We start from the raw sequence: 21,580 nt of genomic DNA, 5'->3' as shown, positions 1-21,580 counted from the left end.
GTTGGGTCGATAGTTTACGCTTGATTTCTCACCTTAAACAAGGAGCGGGAAATGAGCGTGGAGTGCTTTGTCACGGGGGGTACCGGCTTCATCGGTCAATATTTGGTGGCGTACCTGAGTGCAAAAGGTCACACCATTCGGGTGTTGATGCGTCGCCCAGAGCGACTAGCTGCACTGCGGGAGCAAGTCGACAATTTGGGAGGGTGCGCAACCCGGGTATTTGCCGTAGCTGGCGATCTGGAACGGGACAACCTCGGGCTGAGTCTTGCTGACCGAGAAGTGCTAAGGCACGCCGGAGTCATATTCCACCTAGGCGCCCACTTCGCATGGGGGCTTTCAGTGGAGCATTCTCGTGCGGTGAATGTGGAAGGGGCAAAGCGCGTGGCGCTGTTGGCGGCTGAGCAAAAAAGCCGGTTAGTGATGATCGGCGGCTACATGCTGAAAAATCATGAACATCTGCAACGCATTGGAATTGATCCTCGTTATCCGGACCTGACGAATTGGCCTGCCGTCTACCGACATGTCGGTGGTTACGAGGGGAGCAAGCTGGAGGCGCATTTTGCGACCCTGGAGGTCATGTCCGCCAAGGGCGGGGAGATTACCGTTGTCCACCCCGCGACGGTTTGTGGCCACAGCCGTACGGGGCATATCCTTGACGGTCAGCCGCTGGTGGAGCTGATACGCAACCTTGTGCAGGGAAAGCTGACTGCAGTGCCCGGTACCGCCGAGCACTGGCTGCCACTGGTCACCGTGGATTACCTGGTTGAGCTGGTGGCGGTTTGTGCTTTTGATCCTGCCATGGTGGGCCAGGAACTGCTGGCGCTTGATAACCAAACTCCCAACTTGCGAGAACTCCTGGTACAGGTGGCACAACCTTTGGGCTTAAAGTCTCCCAAGCATTACATTTCACTCCGATTGCTGAAGTTGCTACTGAGTATTCCTCCCGTCGCGCGGTTTTTGAACACAAAACCCGAAGCCTTGGACTTTATCCAGACCACTCGTTTTGATACAGCGGCGGTCGAGCAATTTGCCAATAGGCATGGAATAGCCAAACCGGATATACGTCAGTCTTTGCAGCACACTGCAACGTTCGTCAACTCATATTGCATAGCCAAGGGCTAGGCCCTCTGACTTCTCCCTTGGGGCGACAAAGTCGTTAGCCCCGATTAAATGGACTTNGTAAGTAATGCGGATTCATCAACTTAGAAGTTCAACCATCGTGCTTGAAATCGGCCCTTGTCGAGTCATGTTGATCCTATGCATGGAGAACAGGGTGCATAATCGCCTCTAGCTTGGGGGATATGTTTAACTAACACTCAATCGCCTCAGCCATCCGCTTGATGCTTGGGAGTGAACGTCCATCTGATCCAACAACTTTTTCCGCCATTTCGTACGGGAACTTCAAGAAGGCCGACAGCATCCTACTGGGCGAGCCAGCTTATGCCCCAATAAATACTGGGGGTTGGTGGGATCTTCGTATCCTCAAACTTTGCGCCGTCGATGTAGGGCGGCATTCTATCGAACGACAATTCAGCGACAGGGATCGTCATCAATGCAATCTACTTTCAGCAAAGGCGTCATATTTGCACTCTCCGCTGCAGCACTGAACGCAACGATCGGTGTACTCAGCAAAGTACTCATGAGTAATGGTTTCACCGCTAGCAGTGTCGCTGTCATCAAGACCGTACTGGGTTGCGTGCTTCTCTCGATCTTACTGTTTTTCCTCAAGCGCCCGGCGGCGTCGACCAAATGGACTCAGGCGGCTATCTGCGCATTCCTTGGCATCTTTGTGCTGTTCCATTTCGAAACGTCCGCCTATCGACACTACGCTGCGGCAGGTGTGGTGGTGGTGCTGATGGCCAGTGCCTCAATTTCCTCGATCATTCTGGGGCGCATTTTCCTCAAGGATGCCATCACCGCGAACGCTACCGTTGGCGCCGCACTGGCTATCGCTGGGATCTCGGTGATCTTCGGCGGCGACCTGCAGCAGGGCTTTACCCTGCAAGGTGCTGCGCTGGCCTCCATGGCCGGCTGCGGCTATGGGGCCTTTTCGGTTGCCATGAAGCAGATGGGCGTGTCCGGGGGGCTGCACTTGACCCGGCAATTGCTGTTTTTTGGCAGCCTGTACCTGCTGATGCCGGCTGCGGCCGATGGTTTCGTGATCGGCGAGCTGTCGCCATTGGCGATCGTCGCACTGCTGGCGCTGGCCGCGCTGCCGACCATCCTCGGCTTCTTTTGCACCACCAAGGCCATCGAATATCTCAAGCCATCCCAAGTTCAGGCGCTGGAACTGACCGAGCCGCTGTTCGCCGCGTTGCTGGCGTTTGTGGNTGCGGCCGATGGTTTCGTGATCGGCGAGCTGTCGCCATTGGCGATCGTCGCACTGCTGGCGCTGGCCGCGCTGCCGACCATCCTCGGCTTCTTTTGCACCACCAAGGCCATCGAATATCTCAAGCCATCCCAAGTTCAGGCGCTGGAACTGACCGAGCCGCTGTTCGCCGCGTTGCTGGCGTTTGTGGTGCTCCATGAAGTACCGCGTGAAAGCCTGTTCGCGGGGGCGGCACTGATCATCGTCGGGCTGTGTTTCTCCAATGAGCTGATCCGCTTGGGCAGTAAAGCCCAGATCCCGACGACTGAGTGAGCGATTGTCGGGTCCTTTGGCTGGCATATTGACCACGAGTTTACAAACTGTCTTCTTTGTAAATAGATGACTGAAGAAACTCTGCTATCAGCGATGTGATCTGCTGTTGAATCACCCCACGTGAGCGACCGCTGTCGCCATCCCGGCAAATGATGCCATCGCCTGGTACTTCTTCTTCGAGCATGACCTGCGCACCAGGTTTGCACATCGACAAGAAGCTGAAGTGGCTTGCGTCGCTGATTTCGACGTAACGGCTTGACGCCGCAGGCAGGCGTTTGGCCAGGTTGGCAGACTCCAACTCAGCGGGAAGCTCGCGCGACGGTACGCCGGCAGCGATCACCAGCGCTGGTACCGGCAGCGCGGCCAGGCTTTCGTCGGTCAGGCCCCGTGAAAGGCCCAGGTCCAATGTAACCACAGCAGTGACGCGTTTATCGCGCAAATCGGCGGCCAATGCGGCCTTTGATTCTGAGGTGCTTGCGGGGTTTATCTTTCCATAGACGGTGCAACTTGATATCTGCGGGTGGGCTTTGCAGTCATGGGCGAAGCGGTCCGGATCGAAACGAGCACCCGCGATCTCCAGGGCGGTCCAGCCACCGAGTGAATGGCCCACTACTGCAATTCGGCCATTGGCGACCAAACCGAATTTTTCAGGTTGAGTCGTGACCCTATCAATGACTCGGCGCAAATCAACGGGCCGTTGCCATAACTGCGCCGCTGCTTGAGGGCTACGGTCATGAGTGGTGGTGCCAGGGTGATTGATTGCGGCGACGATGTAACCCCTATGGGCCAGAGCACTGGCAAGCCAGATCTGGTTGCTCCAGTTACCTCTGTACCCGTGGGAGAGCACCAACAATGGATGCTTGCCCACAGCGGGCGGCGCGTCACGAACGGCAGAAGCCCCGACGAAAACCGCATCATCGCCAATCATTTGCGTGGCGGCGGCAGTTGCACTGGGGTACCAGACGACCATCTCCAGCGCGCGGTCATTGTGCGAGTCCGCCAGTGTGGAAGAGTGGAAGCCGACAGGGTTCTCGTCAGCGAGTGCGAGAGTAGTCAGCCAGGTCAACAACAGGGCGGCCAAAGCAATTTTCAATGTCGTTTCTTCCTTGATTAGACAAGTGCATGGCAACCTGAACCCGCCGTTAGGCGCATCCACCTTCGTGCGGAGTCGAAGCTAATATGGCTGCATATAAGTAAGCACGGACATCAAAGCCCACATTCGAACCGCTGCGCATAATTTTCATCGCTAACTCTGTTCGCGGTCTTTTAGTGAGGAGGATCCATCCCATTGCTTTTAGCTGTGGATTCAACCCATGGGCAGACAATCCTGACACTCGCATCAGGCTTCGGATCGATGAGCCGCCCAGTGTTTCATCTCTTCGGCAATGAAGTGGTTCACCAGGTCGCTGTACATCTTCTCGATGGCATCCGGGCTCAGGCCCTCGGCTTCGGCCCACTCGCGTCGTGTCGCCAGCATGGCCTTGAAACGCTCCGGAGCGCGCACCGAAGTCGCTGAGGTCTTGAACTTCGAGGCCGCCAGTACATAGTGAAAACGCTTGCCCAATAGCTTGATAACGGCCTGATCAAGGGCATCGATTTCGCGTCGGATATCGTCCATGTCTGCACACTCTGTGGGTTGCAACTGATTGATGACTTCCATGTAGGTGACTCCGTTTGTTGAAAAAAATCGTGGGCTTTCGCAAGAGGTATCGGCGCTGTTGCTGAAGTAATGCGGGCTTTCTGTGTGCACTCGGGATAGAGGAACAATTGCGGCGGTGGAGATCTCGGTCGATATTGTCAGGCAAGAGTAAGGTCGGGCCTGACATGCGATTCAAGTCTCGGGGTGTTCCTTACGACGAAATTTATCCTGGTTGCCAAGGGCCTGACCTGCGTTAAACACCGCCATAGTGATACACCGTCGCACTCCAATACCGGCTGCCGTTACTTTTTTGGCGGATCCATCCATCTGCCACCAGTTGTTTGGCGATCATGCGATTCATAAAGCCATGACCGAGCAGCAGAACCGGTCCTTCGCGGGCAAGGGACTGAAGTCGTTGAGCTGCCGTGCTGGCGCGCATTCTCGCCGTGCCGACGGATTCAACTCTGCGCGAGTATCCGCACAACCATAAGACTCGAAGGATAAATGCCCAGGTAAATGGCGATAGCCTTGGCAATTTCCAATGACCATAAGGCAGTTGCGCTTCACAGAAAAGCGTGTCGACGAGGGCCGGCTTCAGGCCAAGCGCCCGGACGGAGGTCAGCGCACGAGGCGCGTTGCTCGAGACAATCACCGTGGCGGTTGCGGCGAGCTGCAGGCTGGCCTCCGGGACGGGGTGGTTGGTAATTTCGGACCGGTCGTAGTGTTCGATCCAGTCTTTCATATCGAGCGCTGACATTTTGTCGGTTGCGACCAGCTTTGGCTGGCCGTGACGCATTAGGATTATTTTCCTGCTCACAGTATGTTTACGTCCTTGTTCTGGTGTGTTTCAAACCAACCGTGATCACGGTACCACGCCACGGTGTCGGTGATTGTCAGCTCCAGCGCCCGGAAACTCAGGTCAAGCTCTCGTTCACTCTTGCTGTGGTTGAAACGGGTGCGGTCCTTCTCTCGTATCAACAGGCGTAACGTGGCCATGCTCAGCAGAATGGGCTTGCCGGTAATACACGCATAGATCTCCTGCACGGCCGCCAAAGCGTACAGTAAGGGCAGCGGCAGTTGTCGAACGGGTGTCTTGACGCCTGCGATACGCCCAAGAACAGGCACCAGCTCACGCATTGTCATATGCCGGCCCGCCGCGAGATAGCGCTCACCTCGGCGCCCATATCTGGCTGCGGCAATCTGTGCCAACGCCACATCGCGGGCATCGACAACAGAGAAGCTACCGGGGATCAGTCCGGGCAATTTACCGCGTACGACATCGTTGACCAACTGTCCCGAGGAGGTCGGGCCAATGTCGGCAGGGCCCCACATCCAGCCAGGCAGGACCATGCAGGCATGCATCTCGGGATGGACTTCCAGGAATGACAAGACGATACGGTCGGCGAGGATCTTGCTGCGGTAATAGTCATCCGCGTCAGCGTCGGCCCGAAGGCAGGTTTCATCAATTGACGTGCCGGGAGCGCCGTCGAGCACGGCAATGGAAGACGTATGGATGAACCGTCGTATACCAGCGCGGTAGGCCTGATCAAGCAGGCTCCGTGTACCAGACACATTAATCTTTTCGAGTTCCTCCCAGTGGCTGCCGCCCTTGTAGTTGTCGCGAAAGAACGCTGCGGTGTGGAACACCGTATCGCAGCCTCGCAGCGACGCTGCGAACGCGTCGACATCGGCCATGTCACCCACCACCAGTTCCACACCGGGCAAATGCTTGAACTGTTGCTCACCTTTGGCTCTTGAACGGACCAGGGCTTTGACCACGCAGCCACGAGCGACCAATTCGCGCACCAGGTTGTTGCCCAACAAGCCCGTCGCGCCAGTAACGAATGCATTACGCATGTGTCACCCCTTACTCTGATCGGCTAACGGCATCAACGCCGCACTGTCGAAGAAGGCCTCTTCACGAATGGCCAGCCCGTCTCTGAAGGTGAAGTGTGCGGCGTAATACACGGCAATGTGGCGGCCATGGGGTGGAATCACCCGGTCCGACAGCACTAAGGGTGCGGAGAAGGTGCCGGTCAGGAAGGCGCTCAGTGCCAAACGATCGTCACCGACGACAAATGGGCTCAAGGTCACCTGGGCGTCGGGGAATGCTTCGAGTAATGCGGTTTCCCGCTTGTGCATGGATTCGCGACCGATTTGCATCCCCATCCCATCGAAGTAGATGAAGTCTTCGGAAACCAGCGCAACCATCGCCTCCACATCACGGCGATTGAAGGCGCTGGCGGCGCGTTCGGCAAAGTCGTTAGGGCCAGTAGTCATACAGTCCGTTCCATTCCATGGGTTTCGAGGGCCTGTAGATATACCTTTGATGCCTCTGCCGAAAAACAGCGACTACTGCATAATGGCTTTGCACATATGCAAATCAGGGAGGATATGAAGCATGGCGTTGCAAGCGAATTGGGACGATCTTCGTCTGCTGTTGGCAGTCTCGCGGCGTGGCAGCTTTCTTCAGGCTGGTCAGTTATTGGGTATCGCGGCGTCCACGGTGTCCCGCCGGTTGACCCAACTTGAGGGCGCCCTGGGCGAGCCACTCGTCGAGCGGGGCGTTGAAGGATGCTGGTTGACGTCGCGGGGACAATCTCTTGTGGAAGTTGCCCTTGCTGCGGAAGCGGGCTTGAGAGGTCAAACCGTTGCTGGCAACACCGAGCTACACACAGAGTTATCCGGCAACGTCCTGGTCAGCGCAGGGGAGGGATTCTCATCTTGCGTGCTGGAGGCCGCGAGTCGCTTCACCGCTCTTCACCCGCGTTGCTCGGTGGAGTTGCTGGTCACAGCCGACTTCCACAAGATCGTCCGCGGCGTGGCAGACATTGCTGTACGCACCACTCATCTGGGTGAACCGTCGCTGATTTATCGACCCATAGGCAGGCTCGCCTACGGTGTCTTCGCTGATGCAGGTTATCTGAAGCGGTTTCCAGGAGTGACGCCGGCCACTGCGGTCAATATTGCCTTGCTTCCTCCGCTGGACATGTTGCCGCAGATGCGTGCGGCAAAGGCCGCGGGGCTGGAACGCGCGCAGATCAGCGTGAACGCGTTCGCGGCTCAGCTCGAGTCGGTGAGGCGAGGTATGGGTGTGGCAGTACTGCCCCGTATTCTGGCGAAGGACCTGATCGGGGTGTTCCCGGAGCTTCAACTTCCAGATATGGAGGTTTATCTGGTGACCCGGCCTCAGGCATTGAAACAAGCCCACATCAAATGTTTTTTTGCCATCCTGGAGCAGGTGCTGCTTGAAGCCCTTTCCATAGAAAATGTCGAAGCCAGTCAGTTAAACGAGTGAACTGCTTTTCGTAGGAGCCCGGCTTGACGGCGAAGGTGTCCTTAAGAGTGCCTTCGCCGGCAAGCCGGGCTCCTACGTTTGCGATTTGCCCTTATCGAAGCAAGTGCACGGATGTCAGGTCTCAAAGGTGCTCCGCATCAATCACCGCCTTGGCGAACGCCTGCGGATCTTCCTGCTGAATCGGCTTCTAATTTTTGCACTCCGCCAACACCACATGGCACGTATCCGGCGCGCCACCGGATTGACCGGCATAGCGTATGCAATTATCCATGGATTTTTTACGAGCCATGTCCAGGGTGGAACCCCAGGCCAGGCCGCCCTCGCCGACAGTGGGCAGCGCTTTTGCGTAGCAGCTTGAGCCTGTGCTTGGGCCGATGCTTGAGGCCGAATAGCCAGCCGTGACAGCTTTGCCTGCACATCCCGCGGTCAGCGCCAGGTTGATGGCGAGCAGGGAGGGGAGGATCCATGACGAGCATTGGCGCGCTGTTTTTCCGATCATCCCGTTTCCCCTGGATCAAGAGGCTGGAGGCGTGTTTGTGGTCCTGCTCTACTCAGACTAGACGGTGGCGAGCGCGAAAACGCAGCCGGCCCGATGCTCGGCTATCGGTCCAGCAAAGGTGCCAGCAGTGCACACATGCCGCGCCAGTGCGAACCCTCCCAGTAAATCCGTTGGCAGGCGTCGCAGCGCAGGAAGTGCGAATAGAGAGCGCCAACCCGTGGCGGCACCTGTTGTCGGGCCAGTTCCGGGCTGATCTCGTGCAGCGGCAGGTTGCAATGAAGGCACAAACTGAATGGCCGCGCGCTACGCGCCAGGTCGAGGCGCTCGTACAATTCGCGCAGCTGCAGCGACGGTTTCAGGGCATGCACGTAACAGCCGTGGCTGATGATCCGCCGCTTGAGCAGTTCGCGGTCGCGGGTCAGCACGATGCGTCCTTGCTGCGCAGCGATCTCGGCGATCTCGCCATCCTCGAAGCGATTGTCGTAGAGGGTATCGAAGCCGCTCATGCGCAGCAGGCTGGCCAGCCCGCCAAGGTGCGCATCAGCGACGAAGCGCAGCACCCGCAAAGGTTGCGCACGAACCTTGAGCAGCGGGCTGATGTCCAGCGCTTCGAACTTGGGATACACCGCCAGCCGGTCACCGTCGAAGATCATCCGCTCGAAGCCCACCGACTCGCCGTTGAGCAGCACCAGCTCGACCTCCGTGTGCGGTATCCCGAGCGCCTCGATCATGTGCTTGACCGTCGCCCCTCGCGCGCACTCGCAGGTGAAGGACTGCCGCCGCCGTTCGGCCGGCAGGAAATCGTTGAGCTCCTCATAGAAGCGGAAGGTTGCACGGGTCATGCTCAACAGTATGGCAGGGCTGCAGCTATCGAGAATGTCCTGACACGATTGAGCAAAGGGTGAACGTTCCGTTGTTCTAGATCGATGGCGACTCAGACACCTCCACCAGCAGTTGTCCAAATGCATTGGCCGCTGGCGTCGTTCCCGTGGCACTCCATATCAGTCTGAAATCAGCATCCAGCAGCGGTGGCAGGCCATGTTGACCATCAATCACTACCATGCCGGGCTCTAGATCGCCTAGCGGTAGAGCGGTGACGGCAAGCCCCGCCAATACCGCCGCCCGCAGTCCTTGTTGACTTGGAGAGGTAAAGGCGACCCGCCAATCCACGGCGGAACTCTCCAGCGCCTCCACGGCCACCTGGCGGTGCAAGCAGGGCGCTGGGGCAAACGCCAGCGGCAAAGGGGCATCGCCGGTAAAGTCGAAATTCTGTGCAGCGGCCCAGACAAACCGGGTTTCGCGCAGCACGGTACCGCCGGCCTGACTGCCCGGCAATGCCATGACCACGGCCAGGTCGAGCCCATCGGCATCGACCAGCGCGCGCAGATCGAGGTAGGTGCCGACGGTTACATCCAGGCGCACGGCGGGAAATTGTCTGGCGAACCGAGTCAGTAACGGCGGCAGGCCGTCGCCGATAAAATTTTCCGGCACACCGAAGCGTACAGCCCCGGATACCGACGACGCTTCGAAACGTCGGGAGAGGGCGTCTTGTGCGATGAGGATTTGTTCGGCATGGCGCAGAAAATCTTCACCATCTTCTGTCAGCGTCAAACGTCGGGTGGTGCGTACCAGTAGCGTGGTACCGGCCTGTTCTTCCAAGCGCCGGATCTGATGACTGACTGCTGACTGGCTCAAGTGCAGCCGCTCTGCGGCACGAGTGAAACTACCGGTGTCCTTGATCGCGACAAAAGCACGCAACAGGGCTGGGTCGAAGTCCATTAAGTCAACTCATGACGAATATTAATAAAACTTACGAAATTAAATCATTTCTGTCATTTATTAATTACTTCCAGAATGCGGCCGGTCACTTGGACTTATGCCTGGTGACGCTGGCGAGGCTATCGCGTCTCTACCCCTGACGGCGTTCAGAGCGGTCTTGCCAGTGCCTATCAACTTGATCTGGAAGATCACGATGCCGTTCTCTTCTTCGCAAAAGGATATTTTCACAATAGCTGCCGTTTGCTTGGCCTCGCTGATGTTCGGCCTGGAAATCTCGAGCGTGCCGGCAATCCTGCCCACTCTTGAATCGGTTCTGCACAGCGATTTCAAAGATCTGCAGTGGATCATGAATGCCTACACCATCGCCTGCACCACGGTGCTGATGGCCACCGGCATACTGGCGGATCGGTATGGGCGCAAGCGAGTGTTTGTCATCAGCCTGGTGCTTTTCGGCATGACCTCACTGGCCTGTGGATGGGCGCAAAGCGCCAGCGCGTTGATCGTAAACCGATTCCTGCAAGGTATGTCCGGTGGTGCCATGCTGATCTGTCAGGTGGCGGTGCTGTCTCATCGATTCCAGTCGGGAGCTGCGCGCGGCAAAGCGTTCAGTGCCTGGGGGATCGTGTTCGGCATCGGTTTGGGGTTTGGCCCGATTATCGGCGCAACTATCGTGGCGTTGTCGAGTTGGGAATGGGTGTTCCTGGTGCATGCGCCCATTGCCGTGCTCGCGCTGGTGCTGGTGATCGCCGGTGTCGATGAGTCATGTGATCCGCAGCGTCGCAGGCTGGATGTGTTGGGCATTATTTCGTTGTCGCTGGCAGTGTCAGGCCTTTCCTGGTTCATCACTCAGGGCGCGGGGGAGGGTTTCTCCAGCGGTTCGGCCATCACCAGCCTGGTGGTGGCAATGGTCAGCTTCATCGTCTTTGTCGTTGCGCAGCGACGCTATGCCGATCCCATGTTCGACTTCTCGGTATTGCGCATCCGTCGCTTCTCGGGTGCCTTGCTAGGGTCGGCAGGCATGAACTTCAGCTTCTGGCCGTTCATGATTTACCTGCCCCTGTACTTTCAAAACAGCCTGGGCTACGCCAGTGTCGGCACAGGTCTGGCACTGCTGGCCTATACGCTGCCGACGCTGGTTGTTCCCCCGTTAGGCGAACGGCTGGCGTTGCGCTATCGACCTGACGTGGTGATTCCCGCAGGTTTGTTCACCATAGGTTTGGGGTTCCTGCTGATGAAATGGGGCAGCAGTGTCGCGCACGCCAGCTGGTTGACGATGCTTCCAGGTTGCCTGATCGCCGGAATCGGACTGGGGCTGACCAATACGCCTGTTACCAATACCACCACCGGATCGGTGCCCAGTGAACGTGCTGGCATGGCATCGGGCATCGATATCAGCGCTCGTATGATCAGTCTTGCAATCAATATCGCACTGATGGGATTCATCTTGGTGGAGGGCATCCTGTCTTCCCTGCGCAACCAGCTGTCTGGCTCGGCCGATGATGTGCAACTGAGGTGGCTGGCGGAGAATATTTCAGCCGGCAACTCTGCCGTGTTGGCGCAGACTGTCCAGGGGACTACGGTTCCGGCCGATGTCGCCAACGCAGCTTTGGCGCATGGGTTTGGCTGGGTGATGCTGTATGGCGGTATTGCTGCGTGGGTATTGGTGGCGGCGAGCTGGGTGGTCTTTCGTTCGAGCAAAGCCGTTCATTCTCAGCAGTGACCGTCATTCGCAGGACCGAGTCCAACTGCTCAGCACTAATGTGACTTGTAGTGGTCAATAAATCCCGCACGACCGTCAGCCGTCGTGCTGCTCGGATCCGCATCAGCCTTTTGATCAAGGACAGCGAAAGCATGTTTGCCGCTATTTAATCAGCAACCGCTTCCACCAGGTTCCGTGAATCGGGACTTGCCGTACGTTTACCCCTCAATCCAATTCGAAGATTTAAAGCATGCACCTACGCAAAATTGCAGTTGGGCTGTCGGCCCTTGTTTTGCTCTCGACCGGGGCAGAAGCCCGCAGTCTGCTGGACCTCATCAAGCCGCCCACCCAGCATCAGGAACAAGTGTCCCGCTCGGGCTCGATCAGCCAGAACGCGGCTCTGGAACTCTATTCAAACAAACAGAAACAGGCATCGTTTGACGGCTGCGCAGATCTGTTCCCGGCAGCGAAACCGATCAACATGGCCACTGTGCCTGCAACCATGAAACCCCTGGCCCTGTGTTCCGACAACTTTGCGGTGCTGTACTCGCAAACCAGTAAGACGCCGTTGGTCGTGGTCGAACGCCTTAATGCCGCCCAGTTGCAGGATGCCAAAGGCGAGGAGCGCACCAACCAGTTCTACCCGGACCCACGCATCCCCAAGAGTGGGCGGGCAGAGTTGAGCGACTACCGTGGCCAACATCCGGCCGTGGATCGTGGTCATCAATCCCCGGCAGCCGATGCACCGACCCCCAACGCAATGGCCCAATCCTTTGCGCTGTCGAACATGGTGCCGCAAGACCCGACCAACAACCGCAAGATCTGGAGCAAGGTCGAGTCCGATGTCAGAAAGTTTGCCAAGCGCGCCGATGGCAATGTTTTTGTCTTTACCGGCCCGCTCTTTGATTCGGGCCACACCACCATCGGCGACAACAAGGTCTGGGTGCCGACCCGCCTGTTCAAGCTGGTTTACGACGCATCGTCCAAGCGTGCCTGGGCCTACGTACTGCCCAACGCTGAAACCCGTATCGAGAGGCCGATGGACTATGACGCCTTCGTGAAGAGTACCGGGCTCAAATTGCTGGGGAATCTACCGGTCACAGGTACCGCGGGGCGCTCTTGATGGCTTGGTGAGTTGCCCCCCAAAAGCTGGATACCAGGGTTCGCTTCAGGCCGATACGCAAGCGGCAGGTACCGGCCGAGCCGTGACCCTGGTCGCATAAATTTGAAATGCGCGGCGTTGCTCGACAGAATCGCGCCCCGATCCGGCCAAAGGTGCCGGATATTCGTGGTGAAAAGGAACCGCAGTTGAACGAACAGACATTGTCCATGCGCCTGGAGCGCGTGGCGGCGCATGTGCCCGCAGATGCGCGCCTGGCCGATATCGGCTCGGATCACGGCTACCTGCCGGTGGCATTGATGCGCCGTGGCGCCATCGCGGCGGCGGTGGCCGGCGAGGTGGCGTTGACGCCGTTCCGCTCGGCCGACCGCACCGTGCGCGAGAACGGCCTGGAGCAGCGGATCACCGTGCGTCTGGCCAATGGCCTGGCGGCGATCGAGCCGGGAGACGGGATCACGGCGATCAGCATCTGCGGCATGGGCGGCGAGACGATCCGCGACATCCTCGACAGCGGCAAGGCGCATCTGAGCGGCCAGGAGCGCCTGATCCTGCAGCCCAACGGCGGCGAGCAGCCACTGCGCCAATGGCTGATGGAAAATGGCTACCGCATCCTCTGCGAGGAAGTGCTGCGGGAAAACCGCTTCGACTACGAAATCATCGTCGCCGAGCGCGCCGGGCCGGTGATGTACACCGCCGAGGAGCTGTACTTCGGCCCACTGCAGATGCAGGCACGCAGCCCGGCGTTCCTGGTCAAGTGGCAGCGCATGCTGTGCCAGAAGCAGAAGACCCTGGCCAACTTCGCCCAGGCGCGGCAGGCCGTGCCTGAGGAGAAGGTGCAGGACGTCGCCCGGCAGGCCCGATGGATTACCGAGCTGCTGGCTTGAGCCCTTGCCTGAGTCATTACATGGGTAAACTTCAACCTGGCTGTTGCTGCCCTAATAGGGTTTGCGGTTAACGGCAACACAGGCAACCGCTGATCAGCGGTTGATCGGGGTCGCTTTCGAGAAATGTGACCATGACTTCCATTCCCGTTCGGGGGGGCGTAATTCCACAACTCCAATTGGAGGTCCCCCTCAGCCAACAACAACTCTTGTCGTCAAATCTACCTTCGCGGTCCCAGGGGAATTTGACCTTGACCCTTGCGAGGCGCCGATTACTCTGGACCGCCTCGTCTTCCAGAGCGATGACCACAGCGGTCTGATTGCTTGGCACCTGAGGTTTTTTATGAGCCAAAGGCGGACGATAGGACACGTCCCACGGAAGAACGATAAAGCGGTTGCGGTAACCCTGATGAAAGTCATCCTCGTTGTCAGTGTTGCCACTGGCGACGTTCTCACTCAATACCTGTGGTTGCTTGCCTTCGTGGATGACCTGAGTCAGTAGCCATAGGGCGTTCCATTCCTGGCGCGGGTGGCCTGAGATTTCCAGCACATGACCACTGACTAACCGGGTCTGGTCACCTTGCCCTTCAGCTTGACGATAAGCCGCGTGGCGGCGCTCCATAGCACGCAGACTTATCCGCTTGCCGTGCTCATGACCTGTGAAACGCTCCAGCTTGTCATCGTTTTCCATGCCTGGCGGTTGCTCGTTTCTCCCCAGACGCAGGTAGAAGCGCTTGATCAGTGGCTCGTTGGCCACCCGATCGCTCTCTTGTCTATAAGCAGTGGGTTGCCCAATCCTGGGAAAAACCGCCTGGTCATCGCCAAAGACCAGCACGTGGCCTTGACCGCTGTGTTGGAAGTGAAAGTGAATACCTTCTTCTTCGCACAAGCGCTGAATAAAGTGCAGATCCGTTTCGTCATACTGGGTGCAGTAGTCACGTTCGGGGTAGGTCGACCCCAGATGAAACCGATAAGCGTCGCCCAAAATTCCGTGCTCTTCCAGTATCAAGGCGACGATTTTCGGCACCGAGAACTGTTGATAGATCCTCTGGTTGATGCGGTGGCGCAAGTAGGACAGGTGCGGTACGAGGGCCAGGCTGTAGCGCGTCAAACGCTGATCATTACCGCTTTGAGCGATGTGATAGACCCGTCCATGAATGCCGTTGCCCTTCGTGTCGAAGGTCAGAAAGGCCTCTATGTCGAAGAGGCTTTCGAGATCCAGGTCAGACCGCTCGCTAACAAGCTCCACGCTGAAGAGGTAAGGCCTGCTGATCGCCTCCTCTCCGGTGAATGCGAGCACTTGAAAGTCGTGCTCAAAACCGTCGATTGTCAAACTGAAAGGCGTCTGATTGGCTGGGCTGAACATCCACTGTTCTCTTCTTGCATTAAGGTGTTGAATCGGCGCTGTCCGCAGATGGCAATATCAGGAAGCCGGATAAGTCCAGCTCAGGGCAAGAGCCTATAACAGGCACTAACCCACTAGTTTAGCGCCCTCTGTATATCGGCGTTTGCGTCTTACTTTCCGGACATAAATAGCCTTAACCTGCTGCTCACAGCACGCCCGCGTATAAAATAAAGACATGCATAGAGCAACAGGCGACAAATCAAGTCAGATCACACACCCGTCTTCACTTTGGTCCAAATCCGTGTGCGGATTCGCTCCAGCTTCAACGGCAGTGGCTCAAGTGGAATAAGTGTGGCAATAGTCTTCTTGTCTGGATAAATCCAGGGATTGTCTCGCAGTTTCTGTTCGACAAACTCAGTGGCATCTTTATTAGCGTTAGGATATAGAGTGTGGTTTGAGGTCTTGGCAATGATTTCTGGTCGCAACATATAATTAATAAACGCCATACCTTCCTTAGGGTGGGGAGCGTCTTTTAGCAGAACCAGATTTTCCGACCAGACCAGCGCTCCTTCACGAGGAAGGCTGTAGGTAATCTTGCGTCCCGTGTTGGCTTTCTCGTTTATGGCCTGAGCGGCAAGGGCACCATTAGCCCATCCCACCACTGCACAAATATTGCCGTCAGCCAGGTCGGCGTCGATTCTGGATGAATCGAAATAGAGGACGTAGGGACGGATTTTTAACAGCAGGGCTTGAGCTTTCTGGTAATCATCCGGGTTCCTGCTGTTGCTGGGGAGCCCAAGGTAATGCAAAGCAATCGAAATGATCTCACTTGGAGAGTCAAGCATTGCCACACCACACGACTGGAGTTTGCTGATGTTTTCTTCTTTGAAGATCAAATCCCAGCTATTCACCGGAGCATGATCACCCAATGCCGCTTTGACTTTATCAACGTCATAGCCAATGCCGGTGGTGCCCCATAAATAGGGCACAGCGTAGCGATTACCAGGATCATTGACCGCGACCTGGGACAAGATATCAGGATCGATATGGGACAAATTACTCAGTTGATTACGATCCAACGGCTGAAGCACTCCCGCCTGGATCAGGCTTGGCAACACATTGGAGGTAGCCACAACCACGTCATACCCCGTGCGCCCAGCCATTATCCTGCTCTGCATGATTTCGGCGCTGTCGAACGCATCCATATGCATTCTGGTGCCGGTTTCCTGCTCGAACTCCTTTGGGGTCTCCGGTGCGAGAAGCCCGAACCAGTTATACAGATACACCCCAGGCTCTACAGCCCCCACTGACGTGCTTATCCCTGCACAGAGAAGCGAGGCTGAAAAAATGGTTCGCAAACGTGATTTTCTCATGCAACATCCTTATCAAGACGATGCGCCCTCATGGCCATCGTAAGTCCTGACAGCGAATATACCGGGCGTTACCGAATAGTAAATACCTACGAATACTTACCTCTGACCTCCGAATCCCTAACCCTAAAGGGGTAGAAAATGCCGTTCGACCTTCAGAGCCTGGCTTGGCACCGATCGATTGGGAAGCTGATCATGCAGTTGAACCGTCCGGAATTCTGGAGTTCACTTATTCGCATATTGAATGAATATGTGCAAATCGATAATTGGGTTGTGTTGATTTTCAGTAATCAACAAGTGCAAGTTGTTAGTCTTCCCGAGATAGCAGATGCGGAAGAGGTAGACGCATTCACTCATCGCTATGTGAAGGGGCTTTATCTGCTGGATCCATTTTATATAGCTAATCGAGAAAACCCGCAGAGCGGTTTCTTTCATTTGCTGGATATTGCGCCGGAATACTTTCTTGAAACTGAGTATTATCATCAATATTTTGCACAGTATATCTCTGTGGATGAGGCGCAGTACAATGTTCAGCTCGACTCCGATAGAACATTGTGCATTTCCGTTGGTAGCAAAGTCCGTTTTAATCAAGAGCAGATAACAATGCTTGATATTGTCAAACCCTGGGTGACTGCATTGATGCATCAGCGCATGTGTTTTGAAGTTGACGTGGAGAAAAATCTCACCGAACCACCTCCATGGCCAGAAACGATTGCCCAGCTTGGCACGCAAATAACAACACGTGAAAGTGATGTGCTCAGATTATTGCTCAGTGGCTTCTCTAATAAAGAGATAGCCGGAAAGCTTTCCCTCTCGGTAGAAACGATAAAAGTTCACCGCCGCAATATTTACGCCAAATTAAACATCAAGTCACAGTCCGAACTGTTTGCTCGATTTTTTATGCCAAAACAGGATGTTTTTCCTGCGAGTTGAATCAGCGTTTTAGTCTGGGGGGCGATGCACTCGGCTATCGGTTCAGCAAAGGTGCCAGCAGTGCACACATGCCGCGCCAGTGCGAACCCTCCCAGTCAATCCGTTGGCAGGCGTCGCAGCGCAGGAAGTGTGAATAGAGGGTGCCAACCCGTGGCGGCACCTGTTGTCGGGCCAGTTCCGGGCTGATCTCGTGCAGCGGAAGGTTGCACGGGTCATGTTGAACAGTATGGCAGGGTTGCGGGATGAGCGAGTCCAGTCCGGCAGCTTTCGATTGTGGATTCAACCGGTCGAGCTTCTGCGGCGCGTCATGTGTATGAGGGCCGATCGGCCGTTTCCCAAAGAAGGTCGCTCCTCAATGGCATAAGGCACAAACCCAAGCTTGGGGTAGAGCAGCAGCCCTGCCGTGTTTTCGTTGAAACAGGAAATCTGCACCTCGTTGGCTCCGTAACGCTCGAATGCCAAGCCGGTCATCGTCTCTACGATAAACGTGGCCACTCCTTCGCCCCGAGCGCTCGGCGAGACAATGACATTGCCGATACAGCAAACGCCATTGCGTTCAGCTCGATAGAAATTGGCAAACCCAACGACAGTTCCATTGTTCTCCACCACGGTAGAATCGAAGCGTTGGGAGATCGCGGTAATCAACTGCGTTTCCGTTAGCGGGAAGTGCGCCTTCGGAAACATGAAAAACAACTCTTGAGCGTTCTGAGGAAAGCCGCAAATCATTTTAACGTCGCTAGCCTTCACTGGCCTGTGGTTCAGTTTCATTGCTCGTCTCTAAGCTCCATGAATCAGTACTTTAGCTGCTGGCTCAGGGCGATGGAAAGCAATGGCATGTCCGCAAAGAGCTCGCTCTCTCCACTGACTTCAAAGCCTGAGGCGACCGCCGCAACCTGAGGTCATTGCGACTTCTTCGGCGGGTAGTTGTTGCCACGCAAGCCCCCGGACCTGTTGCCTGTTTTGCCGGGCAGGTCAGGCACTACCGGGCGGGATCTGGGTTGAGGGTTGGAGCGGCTGCGGGGTTGAGGTTGTTTGCTCATTTTTTGCCTCCTGACTTCTCAGGATTTCACGAAGTGGCGCACTGATAAAGCTTAGCTAATTGACTCTTTGGGCGGCGTCGTTCGGAGTCAGGTTCCTGCAAGCATCAAATCCAGATTCTGCACCGCCGCCCCAGCGGCTCCCTTCCCAAGATTGTCGAACACCGCGGCCAATAAAACCTGCCCCGTCTCATCATTCTCAAACACTGACAATCGCAAACCATCAGTCCCGTTAAGTGCCTGAGGATCAAGGTACGTCAACCCTTTAGCCTCCTGCATCGACATCACCTGTACATGGCTCGCATCGACGTAGTGCTGCATCAGACACGCCTGCAACTGTACCGCACTCACACCTGGCGCCAACAACCGGGGGTGCAAGGGGATGGTCAGTACGATCCCCTGCCGAAAAGCGCCGTAGGCCGGTACAAACATCGGCCGCTCAGTCAGACCGCTTTGCTGCTGAATCTCCGGAATATGTTTGTGTGCCAGCCCCAGCCCATAGACCTGAAACGCCGACGCCTGTGATGCGCCTTCTCCCTCATGCTCTTGCACTCCGACACGCCCTTTGCCGGAGTAACCCGACACGGCATGAATGTTTACCGGGTAATCCCTGGGCAGTAATCCGGCCGCCAGTAATGGGTGCAGCAACCCAATCGCCCCCGTTGGATAGCAACCGGGATTGCTGACCCGTCGCGCAGTGGCGATGCGTTGGGCCTGCTGCGGATTCATCTGCGCAAAGCCATAGGCCCAGTCTGGATGGGAGCGGTGCGCCGAACTCGCATCGATCACCCGAACGGCGGGGTTTTCGATGGTCGCCACAGCATCGCGGGCGGCTGGGTCGGGCAAGCAGAGAATCGCGATGTCGCAGGTGTTGATGGCTTCGGCGCGACGTTGCGGATCCTTGCGATATTCGGGGCTGAGTGTGATAAGCCGCAGATCGCTCCGGTCGCGTAGACGTTGATGGATTTGCAACCCGGTGGTGCCTTGGTCGCCGTCGATGAATACAAGGGGACTTGCCATGGAATGCTCCCGGACATAGGAAATCAGGAGTTCCAATCTTCAGCGAGGCGTTAAGATAGGAAAAGTTGAATTTATAAACGATGAAATTCAGTTTTTCTGAATAAGGAGTCACTCATGCGCGAAATCAGCCTGGACCGTCTGCGCACGTTGGTGGCTATTGCCGACCTGGGTTCGTTTGCCGAGGCGGCCCGCGTGCTGCACCTCGCGCCACCCACGGTCAGTTTGCATATCGCCGACCTGGAGTCGCGCGTGGGCGGCAAGCTGTTGTCGCGCACGCGCGGGTGCGTTCAGCCTTCGGCGATTGGACACACACTGGTGGAACGTGCGCGACGCCTGCTGGCGGATGCGGAGCAGGCGCTTGAGGACGTGGAACGTCAGGTACAGGGATTGGCCGGGCGTGTGCGACTAGGCGCCTCCACAGGGGCCATCGCACAGTTGATGCCGCAAGCTCTGGAGACGTTGAGCCAACGCCATCCCGCGATCGATGTGCAGGTCGCGGTGCTCACGTCGCAGGAAACTTTGCACAAGCTTGCCGAGGGCTCTTTGGAGATCGGTTTGGTCGCCCTGCCGCAGCCTCCGGTGAAGGGCTTGCGGATCGAGCCGTGGCGACGGGACCCGGTCATGGCCTTCTTGCCGGCTCGCTGGGAAGCCCCGGATGTTGTGACCCCCGATTGGCTGTCCGCTCAGCCGTTGATTCTGAATGACAACACCACACGCCTTTCGCGCTTGACCTCGGAGTGGTTCGCCAGTGGCGGACGGCAACCCACGCCGCGTATTCAACTGAACTACAACGATGCGATCAAAAGCCTGGTGGCCGCTGGTTATGGTGCGACCTTGTTGCCGCATGAGGCCTCCACGCCATTGCCCGATACCAGGATCGTCATGCGACCACTACAGCCCTTATTGTGGCGTCAACTGGGTATTGCCCACCGTAGTCGAGACGTCGAACGGCCAACGCAACATGTGCTGGATGTGTTGTGGGAGTTGAGTGCGGGCTAGAGTGGTTTTAAAGGATCGCGCTCGCCGGGGGGGCAGGGCAGAGAGATGGACTATCAAGTTGAGCCAGCGCCTTCGAGCGACCCTGCGTTCGCTCGAAGGCGCTGCGGTTACTTCAGGTTGCCGCTGAGGAATTGCTGCAAGCGCTCGCTTTTGGGGTTGCCCAATACGTCTTCGGGTGCACCCTGTTCTTCGACCCGCCCCTGGTGCAGGAACAGCACCTGGTTCGACACTTTGCGCGCAAAGCTCATTTCGTGGGTCACCATGATCATGGTCCGGCCTTCTTCGGCCAGACCCTGGATCACCTTGAGCACTTCGCCCACCAGTTCCGGGTCCAGGGCCGACGTCGGTTCGTCGAACAGCATGATCTCCGGCTCCATGCTCAGGGCACGGGCAATGGCGACCCGTTGCTGCTGACCACCCGAGAGAAACGCCGGGTATTGATCGGCAACCCGTGCCGGCAAACCGACCTTGTCCAGGTAGCGCCGGGCGCGATCCTCTGCGTCCTTCTTGCTGACGCCCAGCACCCGGCGTGGGGCCACGGTGATGTTCTCGAGGACGGTCATGTGGCTCCACAGGTTGAAGTGCTGGAACACCATCGCCAGGCGAGTGCGGATGCGTTGCAGTTCATTGGCGTCGGCCACGCGCATGCCGTGGCGGTCATGGACCATTTTAATCGGCTGGTTGTCCAGGCTCATGGCGCCGTCGTTGGGCGTTTCCAGGAAGTTGATGCAACGCAGAAAGGTGCTCTTGCCCGAACCACTGGCGCCAATCAGGCTGATCACATCGCCGGTCCTGGCGTTCAGCGAAACGCCCTTGAGGACTTCATGGTTGCCGTAACTTTTGTGCAGGTTTTCAACGGTCAGTTTGTACATGAACAAGCATCCTGAATTAATGAGCCGGGCCGAGGAAAGACAACCAACGGCGTTCAGCCAGGCGGAACAGGCCGACCAGGGAGAATGTGACTGCCAGGTAGATCAACGCGGCGAGGCCGAACGACTGGAAGGTCAGAAAGGTCGCCGAGTTGGCGTCCCGCGCGACTTTCAGAATGTCCGGGATGGTCGCGGTGAAGGCCACGGTGGTCGAGTGCAGCATCAGAATCACTTCGTTGCTGTAGTAAGGCAGCGAGCGACGCAGGGCGGACGGCATGATCACGTAGGCATAGAGCTTCCAGCCTGACAGACCGTAGGCCTTGGCCGCTTCGACTTCACCGTGGTTCATGCTGCGAATGGCCCCGGCGAAGATCTCCGTGGTGTAGGCGCAGGTGTTCAGGGCGAAGGCCAGGATGGTGCAGTTCATCGCATCGCGAAAGAACGCATCGAG

The 21,580-nt window shown here is 57.0% G+C and carries 23 protein-coding genes and 1 pseudogene; 8 read left to right on the top strand and 16 right to left on the bottom strand.

Features of this window, described 5'->3' with window-relative positions; genetic code table 11:
- The first annotated feature begins 51 nt into the window (after positions 1–51).
- Both HCU66_RS17000 and HCU66_RS16995 read left to right on the top strand, forming a co-directional pair.
- Entirely contained in the window at positions 52–1,122 is a 1,071-nt protein-coding gene (locus HCU66_RS17000) for an SDR family oxidoreductase (protein ID WP_205889571.1), read from the top strand.
- Between the two features lie 430 nt (positions 1,123–1,552).
- Positions 1,553–2,641, top strand: a complete 1,089-nt coding sequence (locus HCU66_RS16995) for a DMT family transporter (protein WP_241015538.1) — start codon at positions 1,553–1,555, stop codon at positions 2,639–2,641.
- 40 nt (positions 2,642–2,681) lie between these two features.
- On the opposite strand, the gene HCU66_RS16985 is transcribed toward HCU66_RS16995, so the two are convergent.
- The 5 genes from HCU66_RS16985 to HCU66_RS16965 form a co-directional block, all read right to left on the bottom strand.
- Positions 2,682–3,734 (bottom strand): alpha/beta hydrolase family protein, encoded by a 1,053-nt coding sequence (locus HCU66_RS16985; RefSeq protein WP_205889570.1) that lies wholly within the window; start codon positions 3,732–3,734, stop codon positions 2,682–2,684.
- A 246-nt stretch (positions 3,735–3,980) separates the two neighbouring features.
- Complete coding sequence (locus HCU66_RS16980; RefSeq protein ID WP_205889569.1) at positions 3,981–4,301, bottom strand: isochorismate lyase; 321 nt, start codon at positions 4,299–4,301, stop codon at positions 3,981–3,983.
- A 232-nt stretch (positions 4,302–4,533) separates the two neighbouring features.
- The gene (locus HCU66_RS16975) at positions 4,534–5,076 is read right to left on the bottom strand and encodes a histidine phosphatase family protein (RefSeq protein ID WP_205889568.1); all 543 of its coding nucleotides are present in this window, start codon (positions 5,074–5,076) and stop codon (positions 4,534–4,536) included.
- A 17-nt stretch (positions 5,077–5,093) separates the two neighbouring features.
- The gene (locus HCU66_RS16970) at positions 5,094–6,137 is read right to left on the bottom strand and encodes an SDR family oxidoreductase (RefSeq protein WP_205889567.1); all 1,044 of its coding nucleotides are present in this window, start codon (positions 6,135–6,137) and stop codon (positions 5,094–5,096) included.
- Between the two features lie 3 nt (positions 6,138–6,140).
- Positions 6,141–6,560, bottom strand: coding sequence for an ester cyclase (locus tag HCU66_RS16965; protein ID WP_205889566.1), 420 nt, complete (start codon positions 6,558–6,560; stop codon positions 6,141–6,143).
- A 121-nt stretch (positions 6,561–6,681) separates the two neighbouring features.
- Here HCU66_RS16965 and HCU66_RS16960 point away from each other — a divergent pair, with 121 nt between their 5' ends.
- Complete coding sequence (locus tag HCU66_RS16960; RefSeq protein WP_205889565.1) at positions 6,682–7,578, top strand: LysR family transcriptional regulator; 897 nt, start codon at positions 6,682–6,684, stop codon at positions 7,576–7,578.
- A gap of 187 nt (positions 7,579–7,765) precedes the next feature.
- On the opposite strand, the gene HCU66_RS16955 is transcribed toward HCU66_RS16960, so the two are convergent.
- The 3 genes from HCU66_RS16955 to HCU66_RS16945 form a co-directional block, all read right to left on the bottom strand.
- Positions 7,766–8,077 carry a hypothetical protein gene (locus HCU66_RS16955; protein WP_205889564.1) on the bottom strand — a complete coding sequence of 104 codons (312 nt, stop codon included), beginning with the start codon at positions 8,075–8,077 and terminating at the stop codon, positions 7,766–7,768.
- Between the two features lie 101 nt (positions 8,078–8,178).
- A complete protein-coding gene (locus HCU66_RS16950) occupies positions 8,179–8,919 on the bottom strand; it encodes a Mut7-C ubiquitin/RNAse domain-containing protein (protein ID WP_205889563.1) in 741 nt (246 codons plus the stop codon).
- Between the two features lie 76 nt (positions 8,920–8,995).
- Positions 8,996–9,856, bottom strand: coding sequence for a LysR family transcriptional regulator (locus HCU66_RS16945; protein ID WP_205889562.1), 861 nt, complete (start codon positions 9,854–9,856; stop codon positions 8,996–8,998).
- Positions 9,857–10,049: 193 nt separating this feature from the next.
- Here HCU66_RS16945 and HCU66_RS16940 point away from each other — a divergent pair, with 193 nt between their 5' ends.
- The 3 genes from HCU66_RS16940 to HCU66_RS16930 all read left to right on the top strand — a co-directional run bounded on the left by HCU66_RS16940 (position 10,050) and on the right by HCU66_RS16930 (position 13,559).
- Complete coding sequence (locus HCU66_RS16940) at positions 10,050–11,576, top strand: MFS transporter (RefSeq protein ID WP_205889561.1); 1,527 nt, start codon at positions 10,050–10,052, stop codon at positions 11,574–11,576.
- Between the two features lie 229 nt (positions 11,577–11,805).
- Positions 11,806–12,678, top strand: a complete 873-nt coding sequence (locus HCU66_RS16935; RefSeq protein ID WP_205889560.1) for a DNA/RNA non-specific endonuclease — start codon at positions 11,806–11,808, stop codon at positions 12,676–12,678.
- A 185-nt stretch (positions 12,679–12,863) separates the two neighbouring features.
- Positions 12,864–13,559, top strand: a complete 696-nt coding sequence (locus HCU66_RS16930; protein WP_338136432.1) for a tRNA (adenine(22)-N(1))-methyltransferase — start codon at positions 12,864–12,866, stop codon at positions 13,557–13,559.
- Positions 13,560–13,626: 67 nt separating this feature from the next.
- On the opposite strand, the gene tssI is transcribed toward HCU66_RS16930, so the two are convergent.
- Complete coding sequence (gene tssI, locus HCU66_RS16925; protein ID WP_205889558.1) at positions 13,627–14,922, bottom strand: type VI secretion system tip protein TssI/VgrG; 1,296 nt, start codon at positions 14,920–14,922, stop codon at positions 13,627–13,629.
- A gap of 248 nt (positions 14,923–15,170) precedes the next feature.
- Positions 15,171–16,274 (bottom strand): polyamine ABC transporter substrate-binding protein, encoded by a 1,104-nt coding sequence (locus tag HCU66_RS16920; protein WP_205889557.1) that lies wholly within the window; start codon positions 16,272–16,274, stop codon positions 15,171–15,173.
- A gap of 138 nt (positions 16,275–16,412) precedes the next feature.
- On the opposite strand from HCU66_RS16920, the gene HCU66_RS16915 reads away from it, so the two are divergent.
- A complete protein-coding gene (locus tag HCU66_RS16915) occupies positions 16,413–17,204 on the top strand; it encodes a response regulator transcription factor (RefSeq protein ID WP_205889556.1) in 792 nt (263 codons plus the stop codon).
- Between the two features lie 34 nt (positions 17,205–17,238).
- On the opposite strand, the pseudogene HCU66_RS16910 reads toward HCU66_RS16915, so the two are convergent.
- The 4 genes and pseudogenes from HCU66_RS16910 to argC form a co-directional block, all read right to left on the bottom strand.
- Positions 17,239–17,412, bottom strand: a pseudogene (locus HCU66_RS16910) (Mut7-C RNAse domain-containing protein); the annotation flags it as partial.
- Positions 17,413–17,483: 71 nt separating this feature from the next.
- The gene (locus HCU66_RS16905) at positions 17,484–17,972 is read right to left on the bottom strand and encodes a GNAT family N-acetyltransferase (protein ID WP_205889555.1); all 489 of its coding nucleotides are present in this window, start codon (positions 17,970–17,972) and stop codon (positions 17,484–17,486) included.
- A 131-nt stretch (positions 17,973–18,103) separates the two neighbouring features.
- Entirely contained in the window at positions 18,104–18,244 is a 141-nt protein-coding gene (locus HCU66_RS16900) for a hypothetical protein (RefSeq protein ID WP_205889554.1), read from the bottom strand.
- Between the two features lie 87 nt (positions 18,245–18,331).
- A complete protein-coding gene (gene argC / locus HCU66_RS16895) occupies positions 18,332–19,261 on the bottom strand; it encodes an N-acetyl-gamma-glutamyl-phosphate reductase (protein WP_205889553.1) in 930 nt (309 codons plus the stop codon).
- A gap of 114 nt (positions 19,262–19,375) precedes the next feature.
- On the opposite strand from argC, the gene HCU66_RS16890 reads away from it, so the two are divergent.
- Entirely contained in the window at positions 19,376–20,260 is an 885-nt protein-coding gene (locus tag HCU66_RS16890) for a LysR family transcriptional regulator (protein ID WP_205889552.1), read from the top strand.
- A 107-nt stretch (positions 20,261–20,367) separates the two neighbouring features.
- On the opposite strand, the gene HCU66_RS16885 is transcribed toward HCU66_RS16890, so the two are convergent.
- Together HCU66_RS16885 and HCU66_RS16880 are read right to left on the bottom strand one after the other, a co-directional pair.
- Positions 20,368–21,132, bottom strand: coding sequence for an ABC transporter ATP-binding protein (locus HCU66_RS16885; RefSeq protein ID WP_205889551.1), 765 nt, complete (start codon positions 21,130–21,132; stop codon positions 20,368–20,370).
- A 16-nt stretch (positions 21,133–21,148) separates the two neighbouring features.
- Positions 21,149–21,580 (bottom strand): ABC transporter permease subunit (locus tag HCU66_RS16880; RefSeq protein ID WP_205889550.1); only part of this gene is annotated, 432 nt, incomplete at its 5' end.

It is taken from the genome of Pseudomonas frederiksbergensis (assembly GCF_017114915.1).
GTDB lineage: Bacteria > Pseudomonadota > Gammaproteobacteria > Pseudomonadales > Pseudomonadaceae > Aquipseudomonas > Aquipseudomonas frederiksbergensis_I.
Note: the sequence above shows the minus strand (reverse complement) of the source record. Positions and strands in the feature narration are given on the sequence as shown.